Below are 16,380 nucleotides of genomic sequence, written 5' to 3'. Positions count from 1 at the left end.
CTGACTGGGGCTGCTCTGCAGCCCATCGCCGGCAAGCCGGCTCCCACAGGGAATAGAGATGGCCTGTGGGAATTGGCCTGCCGGTGACGGGTATCAGGCTATCCGCGCACCGGTGTAAGCACCGGCTCACCGGCAAAGAACGCCTGCAGGTTGCGCAGCACCAGGCTGACCGTGTCGCGGGCGGCCTCGGGGGACTGGCCGGCGACATGGGGGGTGAGCACGGTATTGCCGAGGGCCTTGAGGGCATCGGACACGCCGGGTTCGTCATCGAACACATCGAGCGCGGCGCCGGCAATCCGCCCTTGGGCCAGGGCGGCGACCAGCGCCTGGGTATCGACCACGCTGGCGCGGGCGATATTCACCAGATAGCCCTCGGCGCCCAGCGCGTCGAGCACCTGCGCGTCGACCAGGTGCTGGGTGCCGGCCCCGCCCGGGGTGGCGACGACCAGGATATCGACGGCATCGGCCAGGTGCAGCGGGCTGTCGTACCAGGTGTAGGGCACATCGTTGCACGGAGTACGGCTGTGATAGCTGACGGGCATGTCGAAGCCGAGGCTGGCACGCTTGGCGATTGCCAACCCCACCGCGCCCAGCCCCAAGATGCCCAAGCGTTTACCGCTCACCGACGGGCTGATCACCCGCTGCCATTCGCCACGGCGGGTGCTGGCATCAGCACGGGGAATGTCGCGCAACAGGGCCAGCAGCAGGGCCAGGGCGTGGTCGGCCACGGCGGCGGCATTGGCACCGGCGCCATTGGTCACAGTGATACCGCGGGCGGCGGCGGCGGCCAGGTCGACCTGTTCGTAGCCGGCACCGATCACGCAAATGATCCGCAGGTTGACCAATGTGGCGATTTCGCCGGCTGTCAGGCCAAGCGGACCACGAGTGAGCACGGCATCGATCTCCCCGGCATGACGGGCGATGGCGTCGGCGCGCAGTTGCGGCGACGGTGCGCGGATCAGGCGGTAGCCGGCCCGTTCCAATAGCGGCAGGTAGTCATCGACGGTTTCCACCAGCACCAGGACTGTCTTGCTCATGCCACCCTCCGGTTGAATGCGAAGGGGGATTATGCCAGCTGTTGGCGCGGCCGGCCCTATCGCGGGGCAAGCCCGCTCCCACGCAATTGACGATGAGCATTACTGGCGTGGGAGCGGGCTTGCCCCGCGATAAGGCCTCAACGGCAATTATTGCCCAAACGCCCTGCCCAACCCGCCCGGCACGCCACTGCTGTCGGTGTCCTGCCACGGCCCGTTGGGGCTCAGCGACCAGCTCCAGCCGTTGTTCCAACGGTAATAGGTGCGCTGGCGGTAGAAGGTGTTGGGCTGCTTCTCCAGCACATAGACCCCAAGCTTCGGGTCCCAGTGGCTGGCGCCCCCCGGCGGCGGCGCGAAGCTGGCTGAGGTGCGTGGCATCGGCTTGGGAATCGCCGCCGGCTTGCTCGGCTGGGTGCCGGGCTGGCCACCCGGCAAGGGCTTGACCACCGGTCCTTTGTGCGGCGGCGTGGTCTCGATCGGCGGCAGCGGCTCACGCTCCCCGGGCTGATGCACCGTACACGCGGAAAGACCCAGGGCCAGGGTGATCAGGGTCAGGCGGACGGTGCTGTTCATGGGGGTGCTCTCTTATGAGTCGGGGCTGTCGATGGTCACATGCTGGATGCCCCGGGTGCCGGTGGCCAGCGGGGCGCTCTGGCCCTTCCATTCACCGTGGGTGGGCTGCCCGGCGCGCGAGACTCGGGCAACCAGTTGGACTTCGGCAAAGTCCGACAGTTTCATCTGCGGCATCATCGCGTCGGCATCGGACAACTCCACCTCGATCGGCAGTTGCGCCACCGTCACCCGCTTGGCCGCCAGCGGCATGGGCGGGCCATTGCTGGCGCGGGCGAAGATGAACACGGTGTCGTCCGGACGCACCTTGTCCTTGAGCGCCGCGGCCAGCTCCACCCGCACCTTCAGTCGCGCCGTCTCGGTCACCTTGCCGCCACCGGCCTTGAGCTTGTCGGCGGCGCGGTCGATGCCGCCCTGCAGCGCGTCGCGGGACGCGTCACCCTGCGGCAACTGCGCCAGCAGACGCTGCCAGTAGTCGATGGCCTCCTGGTAGCGCTCACCCTCGAAGGCGGCGATGCCGCGCAGGCCAAGGCTGGTGACCTCTTGCGGGTCGGCCTTGAGCGCTTCGTCGGTGAGTGCCTGCAATTGCGCCGACCACTGTTTGTCGGCGGCGAAGTACAGCGACTGCGCCCACTGCCCGAGCAGCTCGGGCTGACGCCCGGCCAGGGCCACGGCGCGCTCGAAGGCCTTGGCCGCCTCAGCTGGGCGCTGCTCGGCCATGTAGGCCCGGCCCAGGAAGTACAGGCCTTCGGCCGAGTCGGGCTGGGCCTGCACCGCACGCTCCAGACGCGTGGTCATCTCCGTCATCGACTGCGGCGCGCTGGCGAACTCCTGGGTCAGCTCGACCTTGTCCGCGGCGCCGAAGTGCAGGTACAGCCCCAGGGCCATGGCCGGCACCAGCACCGCCGCCAGCAGCGGCACGGCCTTGCCCAGGTGGCCCTGACGCGTCAGCTCGCCGCGCTCGGTGTCGGCCAGCAGCTCACGGGCGGCCTCGTCACGACCATTGGCCAGTTGTTGTTCATCAAGAACGCCGGCCGCCTGCTGGGCAACCAGTTCGGCAACGCGCTCTTCATAGAGCGCCACGTTGAGGGCGGTACGATCCTGCTCGGCCTGCTGACGGCGACGACCGCGCAGGATCGGCAACAGCAGGAAAGCCAGGGCGGCGAGCAGCAGCAGGCCCGCGCTAAGCCAGAATTCAGTCATGGGTACGTTCTTTATCCAGCAGTTTGGCCAGACGCTCGCGTTCGTCGGCGGACAGTTCGGTATTGCCGGCCACGGCCTGGCCACGGCGACGGCGCACGATCAGCGCCAGCACCACGAAGCCTGCGACCAGGAGGATCCCCGGGCCGAACCAGAGCAGCCAGGTGCGCCCGCTGAGCGCTGGCTTGTAGCGCACGAAGTCGCCATAACGATCGACCATGAAATCGACGATCTGCTGGTTGTCCTTGCCCTCGCCCAGCATGCGGAAGATCTCGCGGCGCAGGTCGGCGGCGATGGGCGCGTTGGAATCGGCGATGTCCTGGTTCTGGCACTTGGGGCAGCGCAGTTCCTTGGTCAGTTGCTGATAGCGCTCGCGCTCGGCGTCGTCGCGGAACTGGTAGGTGTCGATGGCCGCCTTGGCCACGCCGGCCAGGCTCAGGCCGAGCACGGCGGCCGCCAGCCAGCGCCTCATGGCCGGACCTCGTCGACCAGACCCTGGTACAGCGGCGCCAGCTGCTCGCGCCACACCGTGGCATCGACCACGCCCACGTGCTTGTAGCGGATGATGCCCTTGGCGTCGATCAGGAAGGTTTCCGGCGCGCCGTACACGCCCAGGTCCAGGCCCAGCGAGCCTTGCTGGTCGGCGATGTTCAGCTGGTATGGGTTGTGGAACTCAGCCAGCCACTTCAGCGCGGCGGCGTTGTCGTCCTTGTAGTTGACCCCGTGGATCACCACGCCCTGCTCGGCCAGCTGGTTCAGGTACGGGTGCTCGACCTTGCACGACGGGCACCAGGTGCCCCACACGTTGACCAGCGCCGGGCGGCCGATCAGGTCGGCCTGGGTGAGGCTGCGATCGCCCTGCACGCTCGCCAGCGCGAACGTCGGGAACGGCTTGCCGATCATCGCCGAAGGCAGTTCGTCGGGTTTCAAGAACAACCCCTTGTAGAGAAAGACCGCCACCAGCAGGAACACCGCCAGCGGTACCACCATGATCCAACGCTTCATGCAGTTGCTCCAGACACGCCCAGGGCCTCACGCACCCGGGTCTTGACCTTGACGCGGTAGCGTCGGTCGAAGGCCGCCAGCAAGCCGCCCAGGCCGGTCAGCAGACCGCCCAGCCAGATCCAGCGGACATAGGGTTTGATATGCACCCGCACCGCCCAGGCGCCGTTTTCCAGCGGCTCGCCCAGGGCGACATACAGGTCGCGGGTGAAACCGGCGTCGATGCCGGCCTCGGTCATCATCGACTGCTGCACGGTGTACAGGCGTTTTTCCGGGTGCAGCACGGACACTTCGCGGCCATCGCGCGAAACCCGCACGGTGCCCTTGTCGGAAATGAAGTTCGGGCCTTCGAAGTGCTTGGCGCCCTCGAACAGGAAGTGATAGCCGCCCAGCTCGACGGTCTCGCCCGGCGCCATGCGCAGGTCGCGCTCGGCGCTGTTGTTGCTCGACAGCACCACGCCCAGGGCGCACACCACCAGGCCCAGGTGCGCCAGGTGCATGCCCCAGTAGCTGCGGCTCAGACCCGCCAGCCCCTTGACCAGGCCTTTGTGACGTGTCTTGTCGAGGATGTCGCGCACGCCGCTCAGGACCACCCAGGCGGCCAGGGCGAACACGCTCAGGGCCGGCCAGTCGAAGTCGTCGACGATCAGCCCGGCGACCGGCGCCAGCACTGCACTGCCGACCAGCACCGGGGTCAGCATGCCGGCCAGCCATTTGCCGGGAGTGTCCTTCCAGCGCACCACCACGCCCACGCCGAGCACCACCATCAGCAGCGCCATCAACGGCAGGAACAGGGCGTCGAAGTAAGGCGGGCCGACCGACAGCTTGGCCCCGGTCAGGGCGTCGAGCACCAACGGGTAGAGGGTGCCCAGCAGGATCATCGAGGCCGCCACCACCAGCACCAGGTTGTTGGCCAGCAGCAGGGTTTCACGGGACCACAGGGCAAAGCCCACCTGGCTCTTGACCACCGGCGCGCGCAGGGCGAACAGGGTCAGCGAGCCACCGACCACGAACAGCAGGAAGATCAGGATGAAGATACCGCGCGACGGGTCGGCGGCGAACGCGTGCACCGAGGTCAACACGCCGGAGCGCACCAGGAAGGTCCCCAGCAGGCTCAGGGAGAACGCGGCGATGGCCAGCAGCACGGTCCAGCTCTTGAACACCCCGCGCTTTTCGGTGACCGCCAGCGAGTGGATCAGTGCCGTGCCCACCAGCCAGGGCATGAACGAGGCGTTCTCGACCGGGTCCCAGAACCACCAGCCACCCCAGCCCAGCTCGTAATAGGCCCACCACGAGCCAAGGGTGATGCCCACGCCGAGGAAGGCCCAGGCGACGATGGTCCAGGGCCGCGACCAGCGCGCCCAGGCGGCATCGAGGCGCCCGCCGAGCAAGGCGGCGATGGCGAAGGCGAAGGCCACCGAGAAGCCCACATAGCCCATGTACAGCATCGGCGGGTGGACGATCAGGCCGAAGTCCTGCAACAGCGGGTTGAGGTCGCGACCATCGCCCGGCACCTGCGGCAGCAGGCGCGAGAACGGGTTGGAGGTGATGATCAGGAAGCTCAGGAAGCCCACGCTGATCATGCCCATCACCGCCAGCACTCGGGCCAGCATCACTTGCGGCAACTGACGCGAGAAGATCGACACGGCGAAGGTCCAGCCGCCGAGGATCAACGCCCACAACAGCAGCGAGCCTTCGTGGGCGCCCCACACTGCGCTGAACTTGTAGTACCAGGGCAAGGCACTGTTGGAGTTGCTGGCGACGTAGGCGACCGAGAAGTTGTCGGTCATGAAGGCGTGGGTCAGGCAGGCGAAGGCGAAGGCCAGGAAGGCAAACTGCCCCCAGGCCGCCGGCCGCGCCAGGCCCATCCACAGGCTGTCGCCGCGCCAGGCGCCGAGCAGCGGTACAGTGGCCTGCACGGCGGCGAAGCAGATCGCCAGGATCATCGCCAGCTGGCCGAGTTCGGGGATCACCAGGGCCGCATTCATGGCTTGGCTCCCGCGTCGCTGGCGGCCTGGCCGCTTTCCTTCAGGGCCTTGGTGACTTCCGGCGGCATGTATTTCTCGTCGTGCTTGGCCAGCACCTCGTCGGCCACCACCACGCCGTCGGCGTTGAGCTTGCCAAGGGCGACGATGCCCTGCCCTTCGCGGAACAGGTCGGGGAGGATACCGCGGTAAGTGATCGGCACTGATTTTGTGTAGTCGGTAACCACGAAACGCACATCGAGCGAATCGGCCGAGCGCTGCACCGAACCTTTCTCGACCATGCCTCCGGCGCGGATGCGGGTATCCAGCGGCGCCTCGCCATTGGCGATCTGCGTCGGGGTGTAGAACAGGTTGATGTTCTGCTGCAGCGCGCTCAGGGCGAAGCCCACGGCGACGCCGACACCGGCCAGCAGGCCGAGGATGATGAACAGGCGTTTCTTGCGCTGCGGATTCACGGTTTGCTCTCCCGGCGCAGACGACGCGCCTCTTCTTGCAGGTAGCGGCGACGGGCCAGCAGGGGCGCGGCGACATTCAGCGCCAGTACCGCCAGGCAGATGCCATAGGCCGACCAGACGTACAGGCCATGGTGGCCCATGGCGAGAAAATCACTGAAGGACGCAAAGCTCATCGTACCGCCTCCCGTCCGAGTTGCCCCAGCACCTCATCCTTGACCCAACTGGCGCGGGCTTCGCGTTTGAGCACTTCGAGGCGCATGCGCAGCAGCAGCACGGCGCCGAAGAAGCAGTAGAAACCCAGCGCGGTGAGCAGCAGCGGCAGCCACATTTCCACCGGCATGGCCGGCTTTTCGGTCAGCGTGAAGGTGGCGCCCTGGTGCAGGGTGTTCCACCACTCCACCGAGTACTTGATGATCGGGATGTTGACCACGCCGACGATCGCCAGCACCGCACAGGCCTTGGCCGCGCTGTCGCGGTTGCTGATGGCCTGGCCCAGGGCGATGATGCCGAAGTACAGGAACAGCAGGATGAGCATGGACGTCAGGCGCGCATCCCAGACCCACCAGCTACCCCAGGTGGGCTTGCCCCAGATCGCCCCGGTAACCAAGGCCACCGCGGTCATCCAGGCGCCGATGGGCGCCGCGCACTGCAGCGCGACGTCGGCCAGTTTCATCTTCCACACCAGCCCCACCACCCCCGCCACCGCGAGCATCACATAGCACGACTGGGCGAGCATGGCCGTCGGCACGTGGATATAGATGATGCGGAAACTGTTGCCCTGCTGGTAGTCCTGGGGGGCGAAGGCCAGGCCCCAGGTGATGCCGACCAGCAGCAGCACGACAGAGGAAACGGTCAGCCACGGCAGCATGCGGCCGCTGATGGCATAGAACCATTTGGGGGAACCCAGCTTGTGGAACCACGTCCAACTCATTTTCATCAGGGTACATCCAGGGTATTGGCCGGGCTGCGGTGCCCGAGACTCGTTATTCGCCGACGCTGATCTTCAGGCCGGCCGCGATCGCAAAGGGTGCCAGTGTCACCGCCAGGGCCGTCAGGCTGGCGAGCCAGAGCAGGTGGCCGGTGGCTGGCATATTCTGCAACGCCGCCTGCAACGCACCACTGCCCAGGATCAATACAGGGATATACAACGGCAGAATCAGCAACGCCAGCAGCAGGCCGCCGCGCTTCAGACCGACCGTCAGCGCCGCGCCCACCGCGCCCAGCAGGCTCAGCACCGGCGTGCCCAGCAGCAGTGAGGCGAGCAGCACAGGCAGGCAGGCGCTCGGCAGGCCCAGCATCAGCGCCAGCAGTGGCGCCAACAATACCAGCGCCAGCCCGGAAAAGATCCAGTGCGCCAGCACCTTGGCCAATACCAGCAGCGCCAGCGGGTGCGGCGAAAGCACCCACTGTTCGAGCGAACCGTCCTCGAAATCGCTGCGGAACAGCCCGTCCAGCGACAGCAACACCGCCAGCAGGGCCGCGACCCAGACCAGTCCCGGCGACAAGGTTTGCAACAATTGTGTCTCAGGACCGACCGCCAGCGGAAACAGGGCGACGACAATGGCGAAGAACACCAGCGGATTGGCCAGCTCCGCCGGGCGGCGGAACAACAGGCGCGCCTCGCGGCGCAACAGCAGAAGGAATACGCTCATGCCGCCCATTGCCCCAGGTTCAGCTCACGGTAGCCGGATGGCTTGCGCTCGAGCGTATGGTGGGTGGTCAGCACCACGGTGCCGCCCCGCTCGCAGTGGGCCGCGAGGTGAGCTTCCAGCTGGGCCACGCCCTGCTTGTCGAGGGCGGTGAAGGGTTCGTCGAGGATCCACAGCGGCGGGCTGTCCAGGTACAGCCGTGCCAGGGCGACCCGGCGCTGCTGGCCGGCGGACAGGGTGTGACAGGGCACGTCCTCGAAACCGCGCAAGCCGACAGCCTCCAGTGCCTGCCAGATCGCCTCGCGGCCGGCCGGCCGGTGCAGGGCGCAGAGCCAGGCGAGGTTCTCTTCGGCGGTAAGCAGGTCCTTGATCCCGGCGGCATGGCCGATCCACAGCAGGATGCTGGCCAGGGCATGGCGTTGTTCGGCCAATGGCTGGCCGCCGAGCAGGATCTGCCCGGCGGTGGGTTGCATGAGCCCGGCCAGCAGGCGCAGCAGGCTGGTCTTGCCGCTGCCGTTGGGGCCGCTGATCTGCAGCATGTCGCCAGCGCCCAGCTCGAAATCGAGCTGCTCGAACAGCAAGCGCCAGTCGCGCTCGCAGGCCAGGCCTGCGGCTTGGAGGTGAAGGGTCACGGTTTCGCCTTATCTTTGTAGGGCTTCGGGGCGGTGTTGCCTGCTTCGCGGGTAAACCCGCTCCCACAAGGTACGGCGCAGCTTTCAGATGCTGCACAAGACCCTGTGGGAGCGGGTTCACCCGCGAAGCAGGCAACGCCGCTCCAAAACCCCTATGTCTCAAGTCGCCCGCCGCGCTGCCGTTATACTGGCAACAATGGGCGGTCGGCATTATTACACGCGTCACCGCGCTGCCAAGAGGCCGAGTTCGACAGGTTGTATACAATCATGACTGAAATCAATAGTCTCGGCGCACAAACCGTGCCAGGCCCCCAGGCGGCCAAGGCGGCCATGACCGGCGAGCTGCTGCGCCTGCTGCAAGCGCAACCCGGCCTGCTGGCCCCGGGCGAGACGGCACGTGCCGAGGTCATGTCGATGCGCCAGGTCGGCGTGGATTTCCAGCTGCTGCTACGCCTGACCCAGGGCAACGGCAACCAGACCCAGTTGCAGGCCAATGCCAGCCAACCCCTGCCCCAGGGCAGCCAGATCACGGTCACGCAGACTGAAAGCAACCGCCTGGCGGTCATGGTGCAGCAGGTCAACGCCAACAACATCACTACCCTCACCCGCCTGGACACCAGCCAGGTTCCAGTCGGCACACTGCTGCAAGGCAAGGTCCTGACCAGCCAGCCCCTGGTTCAGAACGCCGGCGAGATCGCCAGTTTCCGCTCGCTGGTAAGCCTGCTCAACAGCAGCCAGGCCGGCGCCACCCTGGCCATCGACAGCCCGCGGCCACTGCCGATCGGCAGCCTGCTCAGCGCGCTGGTACAAGGTGACCAGTCGCTGCGCTTCGTTCCCTTGAGCGGCCGCCAGGATCAACTGGCCATTGCCCAGCAGCTGGTGACCCAGCAAGGCCGCCAGGCCTCGCTGCCTGGCTTGCTCAATGCCCTGCAGCAGGTCGCCACCTCCGGCGACGCTGGCACGCAACTGCGCGCCAGCGCCGAACGCCTGCTGGCCAGCCTGCCCGATGCCCGCCAACTGGGTGATGCGAAAAATCTGGCCCAGGCCCTGAACAACAGTGGCGCCTTCCTTGAAGCCAAGCTGCTGGGTGGCCTGGCAAGCGGCGTGGCGCCCGACCTGAAGACGCAACTGGTCAGGCTGATCGCACAGTTGCCCAATCCTCCCACGGGACAGATGCTCACGCCCGCACAGACCAGTACGTTGGCCCATGCCCTGCCCGGTTTCGCCCGCAGCGCCCTGGGCATGCTCGGCCAGGTCAGCCCGCGCCCGCAACCTGGAGCCTTCCCCCTGCCCTCGCGGCTGTTGCAGAGCCTGGAAAACGAAGGCGACCTGCAGCAATTGCTGCGCCTGGCCGCCGCCGCCATCTCGCGCCTGCAGAGCCATGCGCTGTCCAGCCTGCAGCAATCCGGCCCACTGGAGAACGGCAACCAGCAGACCACCTGGCAGACCGAGATCCCCATCCGCCATGGCCAGGAGTTCATTCCCCTGCAGGTCAAGCTGCAGCGCGAGGAAACGCCGGAGCAGCAAGCCGATCGCGAACGTGAAGGGCGTGATCCGCTGGAGGCCATATGGCGGATCGAACTGGCCTTCGACCTGTCACCACTCGGTCCGCTGCAGGTCCAGGCGCAACTGCTGCAAGGACGTCTGTCGGGACAGCTGTGGGCAGAGCAGGAACAGACCGCCCGCCTGATCGACAGTCAGCTCGGCACGCTGCGCGAGCGCCTGCTGGCACGCGGCCTGGATGTCGGCGACCTGGAGTGCCACCCCGGCACGCCACCGCAAGGCCCCCGCACACGCCTCGAACAACGCTGGGTGGATGAGACCGCATGAAGCACAAGCAGCCACGCCAGGCCATTGCCCTGAGCTACGACGGCCAGCAGGCCCCGACCCTGAGCGCCAAGGGCGACGACGAACTGGCCGAGGCCATCCTCGCCCTGGCCCGTGAACATGAAGTGCCGATCTACGAGAACGCCGAGCTGGTACGCCTGCTGGCCAGGCTGGAACTGGGCGAGCAGATCCCCGAGGCGCTGTACCTGACCATCGCCGAGATCATCGCCTTCGCCTGGCAATTGCGCGGCAAAGTGCCGGTGGGCTTCGACGACCAGCCTGCGCCGCCACGGGATATCACGCCCGAGCAGCTGTTCCTGCCGGCAGGCGTGGATACACGCTGACCCTGCGTGTGGCACCACTCCCAAAGGGGCAATGCCATGCTTGCGCGATAATTCATTACCGCTCCCCGACATAAGGGTTGAGTCACCGTTGTGCCTGGTTTCTCCACACAGGTCGACTCAATCATGCCTCCAACCTTCATCACCAACCTGGGCGTACAGCTCGTTCGCGATCACCTGCAGACCATCCCCCGCCCCGACAAGCACGCCGCACAAGCCATCCGTGACTGGGCCAAACGCCAGGGATCGGACCTGGATCCGGATCAGACCGACGTCGTCACCCTGCACTACCGAGGCCACCAGGCCGTCATCGTCCAGCGCCTGTCACTGACCGAAGCGGTGCTCTCGAACTGGCAAGGCGAGACCGACAAGAACCTGATCGGCCAACTGCTCCCTGGTCATTGGTCCGGTACCCTGCCATCCGGCCCGCTGCAGATCGTCGATCGATTGCCTGCTCGCGAGCCATGGGCGAACGGTGCCGATCATTCGGTATTCAATGGTCTGTTCCGCCGGACCGGTAACGGCCAATACGACAGCACAACGCATCTTGCCGTGGATGTCGAAGCCCTGCAGCGCTTCATCTGGAACCTGGATTTTCACGCCCGCTTCACCGCCATGCTGGACAACTACTGGCAGCGCGCCCTGCATGGCCACCAGCTGTCCATGCGGATCAGCTTCATCACCGCCTGCAACAAGCAGGTAAGCGAAGGCTCATTGAGCGATGGGGCACGCCAGCTGGCCTGGCAGGCTGCCGGCTTGGCCCCTCGGGCGGTTGGCCTGCGAATCAGGCCACTGAACGTCTACGGCTACAGTGCCACCGATCTGCTGTGCATCACCGACAAATCCCAACCGCTCACCCTGCTCTACCTGCCAGGCAACGCCTCCCCCCTTCACGAGTTCGCCAACATGGCGGCGCTTCAGGACTGGTTCGCCAGACAGTGCCAGAACCCCGATAAACGTCAGCGCCTGCGCCAGCATTTCAACTTGGCCGACACGCCAGATGGACTGGACTTCAGCGGCCTGGACACCGCCCTCGAAGGCCTGGGCGCCTACCCGGGCATCCACTATCGCTCGCCAAACCGACCGGGATTCACCACCGACGGCCGCTGGTCACCCAGGGATTACGTCAACTACCGTCCGGACAAATACAGCCCGAAGCTCGACGGCGATCTGTTCGAAGCCCTGAGCCTGCGTCAGCGCAAGCGCAGCTATGCCAACGCTGACTTCATCGTTACCAGCAATCAGGAGGTGAACAAGGCGCGCTGGCGCGGCTATGTCGTCAATACCATCAATCTGCTGGCCCCCTTGGCCGTGGTACTGCCAGAACTGGCGCCGCTGCTTGCTCTGGGTGGCATTGCCCAGTTCGCGGCTGGGATCGATCAGGCAATCAACGGCAAGTCACTTGAAGACAAGGCCGATGGCGTGACGAACATCGAGTTCGGGCTAATGAACGCTGCACCACTTGCCTTGCGCCCATTGGCGCGAGCGCGAGTGCTGTACCCCGCCAAAGACAGGTGTTTTATCTTCCCCAGTCGGGTGAACGACCAACTGGGCTACCCATTGAGCCCGATGACGCCCCCGGCACTGCCCGAACGCCAGCTGGCCGGTCTGTTCGGCTCGACAGTCCCCCCCTTGCCCGGCGGCGACACCGCCATTGCCCAATGGCTGGCGCACGTGCCGGTCTCTGCGGACTCGCAAGCGCAGCTTCAATCCCTGTTGAATGGCTACAACACACTGGTCCTCTACGACAGTGAACATGATGCTTTCATCCTTGAGTCCGAGGCCAACGAGATAAGGCCAAGCTACTACCAGGTATCGCCAGAAGGCCATGGGCTTGTCGAGATGCCCCTGAACGCACGCACAGTCACCGACCCGATGCGCATAAGCAGCCTGCGAGCCATGGGCGTGGATGTGCAACTGCCTTTGGAAATCCCGTCCTTCGAGGCACACCTGCGCCAGCCGATCCCACGGAAGATCTCGAGCATCTGGGTAGGCGACAAGGTGATCGCACCCAAACTGTTGACCACGCTGGTCCGCAATCAGCAACGCCTGACGAACAGCCAGTATGCCTACCGACTGTTCCTGTCCAACGCCAATGCCCAGGCCTTCGGCGCGAACCTGAGGCTACTGGCCGCACACGCACCGCATCTCGATGTGCTGACCCTTGAGGAGCAGCCGTTCTTCGCAAGGTTGCGCGAAACCAAATACTTCGAGCAGTATCAAGATGCCGTTGGCGGCGCAGGTGCAAATTTCTCTTCGGCATCCGACATCCTGCGCTATCCCCTGCTCGCCGAGGAAGGCGGATTGTACCTGGACGTCGACGATACCTTGCTTGCCGACCCGGTTCATCCGAACAATCCCAACCGCGCCGCGATCGACTCGGTGACCCTGGCCACCACACCGGACAGCCTCATTTTAGGTGGCCCGATGAACAACGACGCCCTGGGGATGTACTGCCAGTACAACACCAACATGATCGCCAGCCATGCCGGCAACCCGACGCTGCAGGCGATCTCGGACACCATGCACGAGCGCTACCTGGCCAACCGTGACTTCTACGGCAACAGGCCAGTAGTGAAGGGCCCCGAATTCGATGCCTATGCCTTGCGCCTGAGCCACATGACCGGGCCCGGCCTGCTGAACGATGTCATCGACCAGCACCTGCCACGGCTGCGGGCACTACGGCGGATCATCAACCTGCACGCCTTGCCGCAACACAATCCGATGTACCTGGTGACCCCGATCGAACAGGCCTTGCGGGAAGCCGCGACCGGCGACATTCCGCTCAACCAGGTAGCCGAAGTCGGAAACTACCACTCGTGGGCCAAGCCCTGATGTAACAAGGGCGGCCTGACGGCCGCCCTTGTTACATCAGGTGGTAAACATATACGCAAGCTTGGAGCATCGCCGTCGCTACCGTGGGGCCTCATTTATCCACACGGATCGATTCCAATGGCTTCCACTTTCGTAAATAACGCGGGCGAACAGTTCATCCGCCGCCACCTGCAGCATATTCCCAGGCCTAGCCTGTTTGCCGCCAAGGCAATCCGTGAATGGGCTGGACAAGAGCAACATCAACTCGACCCCGACCAGACCGACGTCGTCACCCTGCACTACCGTGGCAATCAGGTCATGATTGCCCAGCGCCTTTCACTCACCCAGGCGGTGCTCTCGAACTGGCAAGGTGAAAACAACAAGGACCTGGTTGGCCAGCTATTCCCGGGTAACTGGGCAGGTACCTTGCCAGACGGCCCGTTGACCATTGTCGAACATCTGCCAGCGCTCGGACCGCTCGACAACAGCGCACGGTTCTCGGTCTTCAACGGTGTCTTCCGCAGGTCCACCCCGGCCCGCTACGACAGCACCACGCACCTGCCAGTGGATGTCGAGGCCATGCAGCGGTTCATCTGGGATCTGGACGTTCACACCCGCTTCGTCTCGATGCTGGACGAGTATTGGCAAAAGACCAGCAAAACCCATCCACAGTCTCTGCAAATAAGCTTTATCGCAGCCTGCAACAAACAGGTCCAGGAAGGTTCCTTGAGTGACGCTGGCCGTCAGTTGGCCTGGCAAGCGGCGGGACTCATGCCGAGAGCTTCCGGCCTGGAAATCAGGCCTCTGAATGTCTATGGCTACGCCGCCACCGACATCATCCAGATTGCTGACCCAGCACATCAGCCAGTACTGCTGTACCTGCCGGGAAATTCATCACCCTTCCATGAGTTCGACGGCATGAATGCCCTGAAGGACTGGTTCGCTGAACAGTGCCGCACCAGCGAAAAACGCCAGCGCCTGCGTCAGTATTTCAAAGCGGCAGACACCCCCGACGGCCTGGATTTCAGCGGGCTGGATACCGCGCTGGATGGCCTTGGCACCTTCCCGCGCTTCCACACGCGATCGCCCAACCGGCCAGGCTTCACCGTCGATGGTCCATGGCCTCCCAGGGACTACGTCAACTACAAGCCCCACAAGTACAGCCCGTTGATAGAGGGCGACTTGTTCGAAGCCCTCACGCTGCGCCAGCGTAAGCGCAGCTATGCCGACGCCGACTTTCTCATCACCAGCAGGACGCAAGTGACCAAGGCCCGCTGGCGTGACTACCTGGTGACCTCGATCAATCTGCTGGCGCCCCTGGCGCTGGTGGTGCCCGAACTCATACCGCTGCTGGCCGTCGGTGGCATCGCGCAATTTGGCCTGGGGATCGACCAGGCAATCAACGGCAAGACGCTGGAGGACAAGGCCAACGGCGTAAGCAACATCGAGTTCGGCCTGCTCAATGCCGTCCCGCTGGTCTTGCGAGAAGCGACTCGCGTGAAAATCCTGTTCCCTGGCAAAAGCCCACGATTCGTCATGCCAACGCGAGTGAACGATCAGTTGGGTTACCGTCTTAGCCCCATGGATCCGCCCAGGCTACCCGAAGAGGGGGCCGCGCAATTCTTCGCCCCACCTCCAGAGCCAATAGCACTTCCACAAGATAGCCATCTAGGCAACTGGATCACCCGATTCATTGATGGCAATGGCGTAAAGCATATGGAGGCAACCCTGGAAGAAGCGAGGTTCGAAGTACGCTACGACAGTGAACACGATGCATTCGTCCGCAGGCCGAATAGCAAGAATGAATCGCCAACCTATTATCAGGTTTCCGAGCAGAGCAACGACCTGGAAGTCATCGATGTCACAAACCGCCCAGTCACTGACGCCATGCGCATGAGGACATTGCGCGCACTGGGCGTCGACCTGCAACTGCCCATCAAAATCCCAACGCCCACCAGCGAAATGTTCGAACTTCCCAAGCAGATCCTGAATATCTGGGTCGGTGACAAAATCATCCCCGGCAATCTGCTGAAGACCGTGGAAGCCAACGCCAGGGGTTTGCTGCGTTCCAGAACCCCCTACCGGATATACCTGTCCACTGCCGATTCGAATGTATACAGCCTCAACCATGCCGCGCTGCTCAAGCATGCTGAGAATCTGCAGATACTGCCGCTGGAAGAGCAAGCCTTCTACGATGACTTCCAGGACAGTCCTTACTTTGGGCAATACGAGAAGGCCATCAAAGGTGGAAATTATGCTTCGGCCTGCGACGTACTTCGCTACCAACTACTCAACAGCGAAGGCGGCGTTTATATAGACATCGACGACACCCTGCGCACCCTTGGCGATCATCCGGACGCCGATGCAATGATCGCCTCGACGCCCTTGAAAGCGACGCAAAATGGTCTTGTGCTGGGCGCCCCGATGGACAATGCGCGCCTGGGCATGCATTGCGCCTACTCGAGCAGCTTGATTGGCAGTCATGCAGGGAACGATACGCTGGACGCTATCTCCGATGAGATACTCAAACGCTTCGAGGACAACCCGAACTTTTATAACAGCAGACCGTTGTATGGCGCCCCCGATCATGAGACTTACGCCAAGAAACTGAACGAGATGACCGGACCTGGCGTCCTCAACGATGTGATTGACGATGAGGACTACGAGGATCTGTCCAGGCTGCGTATCTTGCGACAAATCACCAAGCTGGAGTCAGTCCCTCAGAAAGACTTCACCTTCCTCACAAGTCCAGCCCACGCCGCCATTTCCGAGGCGCAGGGTAGCGACCAGGCGCTGAGAGACCTTGTGACGGTAGGCAACAACAACTCGTGGGCGAAACCCTGATACAAGCCGGGCGACTTGCGTCGCCCG

General features: G+C 64.4%; 15 protein-coding genes. 4 read left to right on the top strand and 11 right to left on the bottom strand.

Annotation, left to right across the window (positions count from 1 at the left end):
* Positions 1-98: 98 nt before the first annotated feature.
* The 11 genes from ACZ899_RS00570 to ccmA all read right to left on the bottom strand — a co-directional run bounded on the left by ACZ899_RS00570 (position 99) and on the right by ccmA (position 8,527).
* Entirely contained in the window at positions 99-1,037 is a 939-nt protein-coding gene (locus ACZ899_RS00570) for an NAD(P)-dependent oxidoreductase (RefSeq protein ID WP_234560323.1), read from the bottom strand.
* A 147-nt stretch (positions 1,038-1,184) separates the two neighbouring features.
* The gene (locus ACZ899_RS00565; protein ID WP_203651691.1) at positions 1,185-1,607 is read right to left on the bottom strand and encodes a hypothetical protein; all 423 of its coding nucleotides are present in this window, start codon (positions 1,605-1,607) and stop codon (positions 1,185-1,187) included.
* 12 nt (positions 1,608-1,619) lie between these two features.
* Entirely contained in the window at positions 1,620-2,807 is a 1,188-nt protein-coding gene (ccmI, locus tag ACZ899_RS00560; protein WP_234560324.1) for a c-type cytochrome biogenesis protein CcmI, read from the bottom strand.
* Complete coding sequence (locus ACZ899_RS00555; RefSeq protein WP_232856547.1) at positions 2,800-3,276, bottom strand: cytochrome c-type biogenesis protein; 477 nt, start codon at positions 3,274-3,276, stop codon at positions 2,800-2,802. The genes ccmI and ACZ899_RS00555 overlap by 8 nt, the downstream gene beginning before the upstream one ends.
* Positions 3,273-3,809, bottom strand: coding sequence for a DsbE family thiol:disulfide interchange protein (locus ACZ899_RS00550; RefSeq protein WP_203651685.1), 537 nt, complete (start codon positions 3,807-3,809; stop codon positions 3,273-3,275). The genes ACZ899_RS00555 and ACZ899_RS00550 overlap by 4 nt, the downstream gene beginning before the upstream one ends.
* Positions 3,806-5,779: a heme lyase CcmF/NrfE family subunit gene (locus ACZ899_RS00545; protein WP_234560352.1), complete on the bottom strand. Its 1,974-nt coding sequence runs from the start codon at positions 5,777-5,779 to the stop codon at positions 3,806-3,808. The genes ACZ899_RS00550 and ACZ899_RS00545 overlap by 4 nt, the downstream gene beginning before the upstream one ends.
* An 11-nt stretch (positions 5,780-5,790) precedes the next feature.
* Positions 5,791-6,246 (bottom strand): cytochrome c maturation protein CcmE, encoded by a 456-nt coding sequence (gene ccmE / locus ACZ899_RS00540; protein WP_028691020.1) that lies wholly within the window; start codon positions 6,244-6,246, stop codon positions 5,791-5,793.
* Positions 6,243-6,419: a heme exporter protein CcmD gene (gene ccmD / locus ACZ899_RS00535; protein ID WP_011534872.1), complete on the bottom strand. Its 177-nt coding sequence runs from the start codon at positions 6,417-6,419 to the stop codon at positions 6,243-6,245. The genes ccmE and ccmD overlap by 4 nt, the downstream gene beginning before the upstream one ends.
* The gene (locus ACZ899_RS00530) at positions 6,416-7,183 is read right to left on the bottom strand and encodes a heme ABC transporter permease (protein WP_232856545.1); all 768 of its coding nucleotides are present in this window, start codon (positions 7,181-7,183) and stop codon (positions 6,416-6,418) included. Before ACZ899_RS00530 ends, ccmD begins: the two co-directional genes overlap by 4 nt.
* A gap of 46 nt (positions 7,184-7,229) precedes the next feature.
* Entirely contained in the window at positions 7,230-7,898 is a 669-nt protein-coding gene (ccmB, locus tag ACZ899_RS00525; protein ID WP_028691018.1) for a heme exporter protein CcmB, read from the bottom strand.
* Positions 7,895-8,527: a cytochrome c biogenesis heme-transporting ATPase CcmA gene (gene ccmA, locus ACZ899_RS00520; protein ID WP_232856544.1), complete on the bottom strand. Its 633-nt coding sequence runs from the start codon at positions 8,525-8,527 to the stop codon at positions 7,895-7,897. Before ccmA ends, ccmB begins: the two co-directional genes overlap by 4 nt.
* A gap of 267 nt (positions 8,528-8,794) precedes the next feature.
* On the opposite strand from ccmA, the gene fliK reads away from it, so the two are divergent.
* The 4 genes from fliK (at position 8,795) to ACZ899_RS00500 (ending at position 16,353) form a co-directional block, all read left to right on the top strand.
* Complete coding sequence (gene fliK, locus ACZ899_RS00515) at positions 8,795-10,357, top strand: flagellar hook-length control protein FliK (protein ID WP_234560325.1); 1,563 nt, start codon at positions 8,795-8,797, stop codon at positions 10,355-10,357.
* Entirely contained in the window at positions 10,354-10,698 is a 345-nt protein-coding gene (locus ACZ899_RS00510) for an EscU/YscU/HrcU family type III secretion system export apparatus switch protein (RefSeq protein ID WP_203651676.1), read from the top strand. Before fliK ends, ACZ899_RS00510 begins: the two co-directional genes overlap by 4 nt.
* A 123-nt stretch (positions 10,699-10,821) precedes the next feature.
* Entirely contained in the window at positions 10,822-13,530 is a 2,709-nt protein-coding gene (locus ACZ899_RS00505) for a dermonecrotic toxin domain-containing protein (protein WP_234560353.1), read from the top strand.
* A 117-nt stretch (positions 13,531-13,647) separates the two neighbouring features.
* On the top strand, positions 13,648-16,353 hold the full coding sequence (locus ACZ899_RS00500) for a dermonecrotic toxin domain-containing protein (protein WP_234560326.1): 2,706 nt from the start codon (positions 13,648-13,650) through the stop codon (positions 16,351-16,353).
* Positions 16,354-16,380: the final 27 nt, after the last annotated feature.

The organism is Pseudomonas sp. TE31087, assembly GCF_057284075.1.
This window is presented reverse-complemented; position numbering and strand designations above follow the sequence as displayed.